Origin of the sequence: Paraburkholderia sp. UCT2 (genome assembly GCF_014397665.1) — a bacterium.
In the GTDB taxonomy this organism is placed as follows: domain Bacteria; phylum Pseudomonadota; class Gammaproteobacteria; order Burkholderiales; family Burkholderiaceae; genus Paraburkholderia; species Paraburkholderia tuberum.
On record NZ_VZQO01000054.1, the window covers coordinates 43,654 to 53,454 of the forward strand.

A 9,801-nucleotide genomic window follows, 5' to 3' on the forward strand; every position below is an offset into this window, starting at 1 on the left:
TCGATGCGGCAGCGGCGAGTTGGCACAGACAGGGAATGACGGACATGGCGGCAACGGGAACACACAGGAATACTGCGAGGAACACTGCGCGCGACAAGACGCTCGACAAGGCGCTCGATAAGACCCGCGGCAAAGCCCGTAAGGAACCCGCCGGCGCAGCGTCGCTCGATGCGGACAGCGGTGAGCGCGGCGAATCGGCGTCGTCGATCGGGCGCGTGTTCGCGATTCTCGGCGCGATCGGCGACACCGGACAGATCGGCATCAGCGAACTGTCGCAGCGGCTCGGCATGTCGAAGACGACCGTGCATCGTGTGATTCAAACACTGAAGGCGCTCGGCTACGTGAGCCAGGAAGTCGAAACCGAACGCTATCGGCTGACCATCCGTCTGTTCGAGCTCGGCGCGAAAGCGCTCGAAAGCGTCGATCTGGTGCGCGAGGCCGACATCGAGATGCGCCGCATCGGCCAGATGACACGCGAAGCGGTACACCTGGGCGCGTTCGACGACGACGCCATCATCTACATCCACAAGATCGACGCCGACTACGGGCTGCGCATGCAGTCGCGGATCGGCCGACGCAATCCGCTGCATAGCACGGCGATCGGCAAGGTGCTGCTCGCATGGATGGACCCGGCCGACGCGCGTAACGTGCTCTCGCACATCGAATTTCGCAAGTCGACGCAAAAGACCTTGACTTGCGCCGAAGCGGTGTTGAGCATCCTGCCGCGCGTACGCGAACAGGGCTACGGCGAGGACAACGAGGAGCAGGAAGAAGGCCTGCAATGCATCGCGGTGCCCGTGTTCGACCGCTTCGGCCGTGTGATCGCCGGTCTGTCGATTTCGTTTCCGACGATGCGCTGCGGTGCCGACACGAAGCAGCATTACGTCGCGTCGCTCAAAGAGGCCGGGCTCGCGATTTCGACGCGGCTCGGCTATCGCGAAGCGACCGCCCCGGAGCCCGCGGCCGCGCAGTAAGTTGTGCGCACGCGATGCGTTTTTACCTATCCCACCGAAGCTTAAGACAAGCTGATGACGCTACAGGTGTAGCGTCTTTCCATCACGCTCGCCCGAGCGCACTATCGAACTTCTTACCCAGTCTGCAACCGAATGTATCTGCGCCGCATACATATGCCGAAAATCGATGCGCTTCTTTTTTCAGCAATCGAGGCGCCGAACCTTCGCTTCGAATCCATGCTTCGTCTGCCTTTGAATGCGTTTTTTTTCATAGACCCTTCAAGGGTTTGCCCGCGCGCTTGACAGTCGCCCGGCATTTCGACCCGTAACCCACGGCGCCTTCCCTCCTCGTTCATCGCACTCGCATCGACGTTTCGGCGCGAGCTCGGATCGACACGTCCTGTTACACACAAACACACCGGTAATCGCGCCGCTCAGTAGAGTTCGGTTCAAACGAAAGCGCATCAGATGAAACGCTTCGCACGACAGGCACTCGCATCACAGATTTCAGGGAGCAACATCATGAAAAAAATCCTCGCATTGGTCATTCTTGCCGCCACGCTCGGTGGCGCGTTGAGCGGCTGCATCGTCGTCCCTGGCGATCATCCGCATCATGACCACTACTACGAACGTTATTGATCGGGCCATCACGCGCAGTAGGTGCGCGTCCGGCTCGCCACTCCATCACAGACATCCACACAACAGAGAACAATCATGAGTCTTTCACGCAGCCGCTGGGTATCGTTGACCGTCGTCGCGGGTCTCGCGATCGGCGCATCATCGGCCGCTTTCGCGCACGTCGATGTCGGCGTGAATATCGGCGTGCCGGGCATCGCGGTCGCGCCCGCCGTGGTCGAGGCTCCGCCGCCCGTCTATGTGCAGCCCGCGCCCGTCTATGCGCCTGCGCCGCCTCCCGCGGTCATAGTCGCTCCGGGCTGGTACGGCGAACGCTACTACGATGGTCATCGCTATTGGGAGCGTCGCGAGTGGGAGCGTCATCACAACGAATGGCGCGATGCTCGCGGCCCGCACGGCGACTGGCACGACAACGGCTGGCACGGTCATGGTCATGACGATCGCGGGCATGACCATTGATAGACGGCAGGTGGCGTCCATCGCGCCACCGTGTCGCGCTTGCATTCGCGCCACCCCTTTGACAGGAGCGACGACGTGCTACGCAATGATCCGAGACGAGTAACCGCGCAGATCGACGGCGCGCACATTTGCGCCGAATACAGCGAGCTGACCGGCCAACTGTGCCTGCGCCAGGACGGCACGCTGGTGCGCGAATGGTTTCCGCCGCATTCGTGGATGGCGATCGCGTCGGTGGCCGGCGCGCGCCACTGGGGCACGCGGCCAACCGACGACGAATTGCTCGCGCTGCTGCACAACGAAATGGCGTTGCTGCGCGCGTTCTAAGTCGTCACGCGTCTTTCGAGACGTAGCGGCACGCCCGACGCCGCGCTCACTCGATCGCTATGGCGCCGACGTTTTCATCGACCGATGCGTGATCGAGCGGCTCGCGCCGCATCATCAATACCACCCCGCCCGCCGCGATCACGGCCGGCACCGCGAGCAGGCTGAACACGGCGCCGAAGTGCCAGCCGAGCCCCATCAACGCCGCACCGATGAGCGCGCCCGCCACGCCGCCGACGCGGCCGATTCCCAGCATCCACGCCACGCCCGTCGCGCGCGCCCGGGTCGGGTAGAAGCTCGCCGCGAGCGCCGACATCGACGTGACCGCGCTGGTCGCGACCGTGCCGGTCAGGAAGATCAGCGTCCCGAGCCAGACCTGATGGCCGACGCCCCGCCCGACCAGCAACACGAGCGCGCCGACGAGGACATAGGTGAACGCGATCACGCGATGCCCGGCGAAGCGATCCATCACCCAGCCGACGCACAGATTGCCGAGGATGCCCCCGAGCGGAAACAGCGACGTCATCAACGCGGCCTTTTCACCGGAGAAGCCGGTGTCCTTGAACAGCGTCGGCAGCCAGTTGGTCAGCAGATAGTAAATCAGTAGCCCCATGAAATAGGCGAGCCACAGCATCAGCGTGCCGAAGCGGTAGCGCGCCGACAGGATGATCGCGAGCGCCCATTGCGAACGTGCGTCGCCGGTATTGCGGCACACGTCGACCGCGAAAAATCGGCATCCGTCGAAGCGGTCGTGGGGCGCGATGCGTTGCAGGATTCGCGCGATCCGTTGATCGGCGCGCTTACGCACCGCGAGAAATTGCGCCGATTCCGGCAGAAACAGTATCAGCATCACGCTCAGCACGAGCGGACCGGCGCCGCCGGCGACCAGCACGCTCGGCCAGCCTAAATGCGGAATCAGCCATGCGGATGCGAGACCGCCGATCGCGAGACCGCCTGAAAAGCCGCAGAACATCGCATTGACGGCGACCGCGCGAATCCGCGCGGGTGCGTACTCGGCCATCAGCGTGACCGCGTTGGGCATCGCCGCGCCGAGACCGAGGCCGGTGAAAAAGCGCAGCAAGGTCAGCGATTCGATCGAGCTCGCGCGGGCCGCAGCGAGACTCCACAGCCCGAAGAAGAACACCGACAGCACTAGCACCGTCTTGCGTCCGATGCGGTCCGCGCAGGGGCCGGCCGCCAGCGCGCCGATGCCGAGTCCCACCAGCGCCGCGCTCATCACCGGGCCGAGCGCGCTGCGCGCGATGCCCCACTGCTGCACGAGCGACGGCGCGATGAAGCCGACCGCGGCGGTGTCGAAACCGTCGGCGGCGACGACCAGAAAGCACAGCACCAGAATCGTCCATTGAAACGGCGAGAAGCGCTGTCCGTCGATAAAGGCCTGCACGTCTACACTGCGTTCGGAGCGGCTCATGTGCGTGCTCCTTTCAGCTGGTTCATTGCGATGTCTCCTTGAGATGAAGAGGTGTTTTCTTATTGTTCGAATTGCTGTTCAACACGCGGCCGCCGCGACGGTGGTCGCGACCGTGCTTGCGAGCGTCGCGCTGTCCGTTCGTTCATGCCTGTCTCCTCCTCGAACGGGCGGCTAGCGCAGCATCGTCAGCGTCCTGAAGTCGACTCGCCTGATGATGCGGCTCTCCTGCGCGACGATCAGATGCGCGGACGCCTGCAGATACGCGGGCCACTCCGGATCGGCATCGCGCGCGGTGCGGCGCTGATCGTAGTCGCCGATGCTCTCGTAGCCCCACAGATGCACGACCTGGTTCAGCGCGCCGATATCGCTCATGTAAAAGCCGACTGGCGCGCCCAGATACTTGAGCTGAATCGGCATCGCGAGCCGGTCGAAAACGTCGATGAACTCCGCCATGCCGCGCGGACGGATCGTGTAGATGCGATGATCGACGAAAGGTTTGCCCTGGCTCATGTGCCGGTCCTCAATACGGTTTCGGCTGCGCGGGGTTCCGCGTTGCTTGCGCTCTTTGCGCTGTTTGCGCTTGTCACACTCGCGCCCGCGAGATGACGGCCAGTGATATAGCCGAACGTCATGATCGGCCCGAGCGTGATACCCGCGCCCGGATAGTTGCCGCCCATCACGCTCGCGCGATCGTTGCCGACCGCGTACAGGCCGGCGATCGGTGCGCCTTTCACGTCGAGCACTTCGCCGGTGACGTTCGTCGAGATGCCGTCGAAGGTGCCGAGATCGCCCATCACGACCTTCAGCGCGTAGTACGGACCGTCGCCGATCGGCGCGACGCACGGGTTCGGCTGGTGCTCCGGGTCCCCGAGATAGCGATTGAACGAGGTCGTGCCGCGGCCGAATTCGCGATCCTCGCCGCGCACCGCGTCGGCGTTGTAGCGCTTCACGGTCGCCTCGAGCGCCGTGCCGTCGAGACCCGCGTTGCGCGCGAGTTCCGCGAGCGTGCGGCCCTTGCTCAGATAGCCGTTGCGCAGCAGCGGGCCGAGCGGCACGGGCGCCGGCTTTGCATAACCGAGCCCGTATTTGCGGATCGTCGCGTGATCGCAGATCAGCCACATCGCGGTTTCGCGTTCGTTCGCGCAGGCCTCGATCATCGCGGCACCCACGTCGTGATACGAATTCGCTTCGTTGGTGAAGCGCTTGCCCGCGCGCGTCACGCCGATCACGCCAGGCTTGTAGCGATCCACCAGATGCGGAAACACGCCGACGCTGCCGTCGCTCATCGGCACGCGCGACACCGGCATCCATGCGGCGGGCTGCGGAAAACGGATCGCCACCCGCGCACCGAGACGTTCGGCCATGCCGATGCCGTCGCCCGTATTGCCGCGCGGGACCGGCGACAGGTGTTCGCCGCCGCGCCGCAGATGCGGATACGCGCGGGCGATCCGCGCGACGTCATGCGAGAAGCCGCCGCACGCGAGCACGACGCCGCGTCGCGCGACGATGCGCATCTCGCCTTGCGGTCCGGCGACGAGCGCACCGGTCACGCCGCCGTTCTCCACGGTCAGCTCGCGAGCGGCCGTGTTCGTATGGATCGGAATACCGAGATCGAGCGCGGACTTCGCGAGCCGCGCGGCGAGCGCGTTACCGCTCGTGATCTGCACGCCGCGCCGGTACAGCGCAAGATCCTTCAAATGGCTCGCGAGGCGCTTCGCGACATACAGCGCGGAGGTGAGCGAACGCGTCGCATTGAAGAAGTGCTTCAGGTCCGCGTTCGACGAGTTGAACATCATGCCGATGAACGTGATCGTCTTCAGCGGTGGGCGCAATCGCGAGATGTCCTGGCCCAGCGCGCGCGCATCGAACGGCGCGGCGACGACCGAGCGGCCAATGTCGACACCGCCGCCCACGTTCGGGTGATAGTCGGGATACTGCGTCGGCACGAATTTGACGGTGGTTTCGCGCTCGAAGAAGTCGAGCATCTCAGAGCCCGTGTCGAGAAACGCGTCGACGGCGGCGGCATCGAAGCACGCGCCGGTTTCGCTGCGCATATAGGTCAGCGCCGCTTCGCGCGTATCGCTGACGCCGTTGCTCCTTGCATGACGGTTGCCCGGAATCCACAGCACACCGCCTGAAAACGCGGTCGTGCCGCCGAAGAACGGCTCCTTCTCGATCACGACGACATCGAGACCGTGTTTGCGCGCGGTGATCGCGGTCGACAGCCCTCCCGCACCCGAACCGATGACGAGCACGTCGCACGTGAGTGTCGCGCCGCGTGTTGCGTTGGTCATGATGGTCTCCTTACCCGCGGACCTGGCGGTCGGCCTGGGTGGCTTGCGCGGCCTGGTTGGCTTCGAAGCCGGGACGCGGCACGAGGTCCATCAGCATGCTTTCGAAGCCGCCATCGACGACGACTTCGGCGCCGTTCACATAGGCCGCGCGTTCGCTCGCGAGAAACGCGACGACATCGGCGATATCGTTCGGCTCGCCGATCCGGCGGCTCGCCGTCATCGCGCTGCGCCGGCGTTCGATATCGCCGTGCTCGTAGAACGCCGCCGACAGCGGCGTGCGGATCATGCCCGGACACACGGTATTGCTGCGAATACCACGTGGTCCCCACTCCGCCGCGATCTGCTTCGACAGCATCGTGACACCGGCCTTGCCCGCGCTGTAAGCGCCGCTATAGGTCTGCGGATGATGCGCGGCCACCGACGCGACATGCACGATTGCGCCAGCGCCGCGCTTCAGCATGCGTTGACCGAATTGCTGCGAGCACAGCATGTAGCCGGTCAGATTCACGCGCAGCATCGCATTCCATGCATCGAGTCCAATCTCTTCGATGCCCCCCGGCCGCAACAGGCCCGCGTTGTTCACGAGCACATCGGCGACGCCGAGGCGCGCTTCGAGCTCCGACACCGCGCCGCGCACGCTATCGATGTCGCCGATATCGCAGGCGAGCGCCAGCGCTTCGACACCGCTCGCGTTCAGCGCTTGCGCGACGTTACGGCACTTCTGCTCATCGCGATCGAGCAGCGCCACGCGTGCGCCAGCGTCGCCCAACACCTGAGCAATCGCGCTGCCGATGCCGCCCGCCGCGCCGCTCACGACGCAGACGCTGCCTTCGAGCCCGAGCCAGTGTCCCGCGTTGACGGGCGTGTCGCGCCGATCTTTCCGTTGATTCATTTGCTTAGTCCTCCCGATCTCCATGTTCACGATCGCGGCGAGCTTAGGTTGGCCGGCTTCACCAAACTGCGTCATTCGACCGCGTCTTCGATGGAAAAAAGTATAGCCACGCGGTTCCGGACGAAATTGGACAAAGGCTGCGCATCGCAGGACAATTCGAACATTGGAGACAAAACCGCATGAGGAATATCCCTAACTACGATCTGTACGGAGAGTCCGCGCGGCCGCCGTGGTACGACGCGTTCAATTTCGAATGGATCGTCGAGCGCAGTCGTCCGAACGACTGGCATATCGCCGCGCACCGGCACGATGCATTGCTGCAGATTCTCTATATCCGCAGCGGTTCGGGCCACGTGCTGATCGAAAGCGAAAAGCTCACGATCGACGCGCCATGCCTGATCCTGATTCCAGCGCAAACGGTGCACGGTTTCGTGTTTTCGCCGGAGATCGACGGGCTCGTGATTACCGCCGCGCAGCGCGCGCTGGAGTCGATTTCGAAAGCGGTGTCGCCGGGCCTCGTGCCGGTGCTGCAACGGCCCGCGCTGATTCCCGTGCGGCCCGCGGTCGGCGAGCGCACGTTGATGCCCTTGTTCGGTTTGCTGGAGCAGGAATTTCGCGGCAGCGCGCGCGGCCATATCGCCGCGGGCATGTCGCTGATGATTGCACTTTTTGTGCAGGTCGCCCGGCTGACCGATGCCGCCTCGAGCGCGGGCGCGAGCGTCAATGACCGGCGCGCCGCGCAGATCAAACGGCTACGCGAACTGATCGCCACGCATGTGCGCGAGCATCTGCCAATCGATTTTTATGCGGAAAAATTGGGGGTGACCGCGGCGCAACTGGCGCGCATCTGTCGTGAGGAGCTTGGCCATTCGCCGCTGTCGCTCGTCAACGATCAGTTGATACGCGAGGCGCAGCGCGATCTGGTCTACTCGGGTTCGAGCATCAAACAGATCGCGCATGCGCTCGGTTTCGAAGATGCGGCCTATTTCAGCCGCTATTTCCGCAAGCAGACCGGCGTCACGCCCAAGGAGTTTCAGGCGGCCGCGCATCGGGATCTGTCGATCAATTAGCGATCCCGATGATCGCGCGGTGCTTGCAGTAGCGCTTACAGCTGCGCCTGCATCTGCGCGCCGGCGACGCCGACGTAGTTCTCCGCCAGGACTGTCGCGGCCGTGCGCGACGTCGTCACGTACTCGAGCTCGGCGACCTGCAGTTGCTGCTCGAACGCCGAAGCGCCTTCGATACGATGCAGCATGCTGGTCATCCAGTACGAGAAGTGCTCGGCGCGCCAGATGCGTTTGAGCGCGGTTTCGCTGTAACGGTCGAGCAGATCGGCGCGGTTTTCCTTGTAGAACGCGTCGAGCGCCTTGCTGAGCACGTTCACGTCGGCGACCGCGAGGTTCATGCCCTTCGCGCCAGTCGGCGGCACGATATGCGCGGCGTCGCCAGCGAGGAAGAGGCGCCCGTATTGCATCGTCGTCGACACGAAGCTGCGCATGCCGACGATGTTCTTCTGAAAGATCTTGCCGTCGATGATCTTGTGGCCTTCGTCCGAATCGGCGCGCGCATGCAGCTCGGCCCAGATGCGATCGTCAGACCAGTTGTCGACTGAGTCCTTCGGATCGCACTGGAAATACATGCGCTGCACGTTCGGCGAGCGCGTGCTGATCAACGCGAAGCCGCGCTCGTGGCGCGCATAGATCAGCTCGTCCGACGACGGCGGGCCTTCGCACAAAATGCCGAACCAGCCAAACGGATAGACGCGCTCGAAATCCTTGCGCAGCGTCTGCGGGATCGCCTGGCGCGACACGCCTTGCGAGCCGTCGCAGCCGATCACGAAGTCGCATTGCAGTTCGTGCTCCGCGCCTTCGTGGCGATAGCGGATCGACGGCTTATCGGTAGCGATGCCGTGCACCGACGTCTCCGATACGCCGAAACGCAGTTCGGCGCCCGCGGCGGCGCGCGCCGCGACTAGATCCTTGATTACTTCGTGCTGGGCATAAACCGTGATCGCATGACCGGTGAGGCCGGTCAGATCGATGCGGCGACGCTTGCCTTCGAACGCGAGTTCGAAACCGTGATGCAGCGCACCTTCGGCTTTCATGCGTTCGCCGAGACCGGTTTGCGTCAGCAGGTCCATCGTGCCCTGCTCGAGGACGCCGGCGCGAATCGTCGATTCGATCTGATCGCGCGTGCGCGTTTCGAGCACGACCGAGTCGATACCGCGCAAATGAAGCAGATGGGAAAGAAGCAGGCCAGCGGGCCCTGCACCGATGATGCCGACTTGGGTGCGCATGTAGTCTCCTGAATGCGGTGATGAAATTTGCGCTCAGTGTGACGATCGCGACGCCTATCCCGCAATGCGATATAGCGGATAGGCCGTATCGCGCTGCGCGATAGAAGGTGTAAGGCGGGAGCCAGCGTCGCGCGGCTGTTTCGGCCGCAAACGCAAGACTGGTGGGGTTTTCCGACGATTTGGACGACCCGCGGCTCGTGCTGCGGCATGGCGTGCCCTCAGGTAAACCCCGATCCGCTAAACGAGCGTCAACTCGCCAAGAAATAGTCGGTAGACGGGATTTTTCGTCTCTTCCCAGCACGGATAGCCGAGCGTTTCGATGAAGCGCTCGAACGCCGCGTGGTCGCTCCCGGGCACCTGAATGCCGACCAGAATCGAGCTGTAATCCGCGCCCTGGTTGCGGTAGTGGAACAGGCTGATGTTCCAGTTCGGCGCCATCGACGACAGGAATTTCATCAGCGCGCCCGGACGTTCCGGAAACTCGAAGCGAAACAGTCGTTCGTCGCGCGCGAGCGGCG

Annotated in this window: 9 protein-coding genes and 1 pseudogene; 4 read left to right on the top strand and 6 right to left on the bottom strand. The window is 63.9% G+C overall.

The window, feature by feature from the left end:
• The first annotated feature begins 35 nt into the window (after positions 1-35).
• The 3 genes from kdgR to F6X39_RS31165 all read left to right on the top strand — a co-directional run bounded on the left by kdgR (position 36) and on the right by F6X39_RS31165 (position 2,372).
• Positions 36-974, top strand: a complete 939-nt coding sequence (gene kdgR / locus F6X39_RS31155) for a DNA-binding transcriptional regulator KdgR (RefSeq protein ID WP_187619432.1) — start codon at positions 36-38, stop codon at positions 972-974.
• 693 nt (positions 975-1,667) lie between these two features.
• On the top strand, positions 1,668-2,048 hold the full coding sequence (locus F6X39_RS31160) for a hypothetical protein (protein ID WP_187619433.1): 381 nt from the start codon (positions 1,668-1,670) through the stop codon (positions 2,046-2,048).
• A gap of 75 nt (positions 2,049-2,123) precedes the next feature.
• Positions 2,124-2,372 (top strand): hypothetical protein, encoded by a 249-nt coding sequence (locus tag F6X39_RS31165; protein WP_187619434.1) that lies wholly within the window; start codon positions 2,124-2,126, stop codon positions 2,370-2,372.
• A 46-nt stretch (positions 2,373-2,418) separates the two neighbouring features.
• Here the strand turns inward: F6X39_RS31165 and F6X39_RS31170 are convergent, their stop codons facing one another.
• The 4 genes from F6X39_RS31170 to F6X39_RS31185 form a co-directional block, all read right to left on the bottom strand.
• Positions 2,419-3,801, bottom strand: a complete 1,383-nt coding sequence (locus F6X39_RS31170; RefSeq protein WP_187619435.1) for an MFS transporter — start codon at positions 3,799-3,801, stop codon at positions 2,419-2,421.
• A 171-nt stretch (positions 3,802-3,972) separates the two neighbouring features.
• Complete coding sequence (locus tag F6X39_RS31175) at positions 3,973-4,311, bottom strand: NIPSNAP family protein (RefSeq protein WP_018417780.1); 339 nt, start codon at positions 4,309-4,311, stop codon at positions 3,973-3,975.
• A complete protein-coding gene (locus F6X39_RS31180) occupies positions 4,308-6,095 on the bottom strand; it encodes an FAD-dependent oxidoreductase (protein ID WP_187619436.1) in 1,788 nt (595 codons plus the stop codon). The genes F6X39_RS31175 and F6X39_RS31180 overlap by 4 nt, the downstream gene beginning before the upstream one ends.
• 10 nt (positions 6,096-6,105) lie before the next feature.
• Positions 6,106-6,987 (bottom strand): SDR family NAD(P)-dependent oxidoreductase, encoded by an 882-nt coding sequence (locus F6X39_RS31185; RefSeq protein ID WP_187619437.1) that lies wholly within the window; start codon positions 6,985-6,987, stop codon positions 6,106-6,108.
• Positions 6,988-7,166: 179 nt separating this feature from the next.
• Between F6X39_RS31185 and F6X39_RS31190 the strand changes: the two genes are divergently transcribed.
• Complete coding sequence (locus tag F6X39_RS31190; protein WP_187619438.1) at positions 7,167-8,057, top strand: helix-turn-helix domain-containing protein; 891 nt, start codon at positions 7,167-7,169, stop codon at positions 8,055-8,057.
• 35 nt (positions 8,058-8,092) lie between these two features.
• Here F6X39_RS31190 and F6X39_RS31195 read toward each other — a convergent pair whose 3' ends face one another.
• Positions 8,093-9,283 carry a 4-hydroxybenzoate 3-monooxygenase gene (locus F6X39_RS31195; RefSeq protein ID WP_187619439.1) on the bottom strand — a complete coding sequence of 397 codons (1,191 nt, stop codon included), beginning with the start codon at positions 9,281-9,283 and terminating at the stop codon, positions 8,093-8,095.
• A gap of 237 nt (positions 9,284-9,520) precedes the next feature.
• Positions 9,521-9,801, bottom strand: a pseudogene (locus F6X39_RS31200) (threonine ammonia-lyase, biosynthetic); the annotation flags it as partial.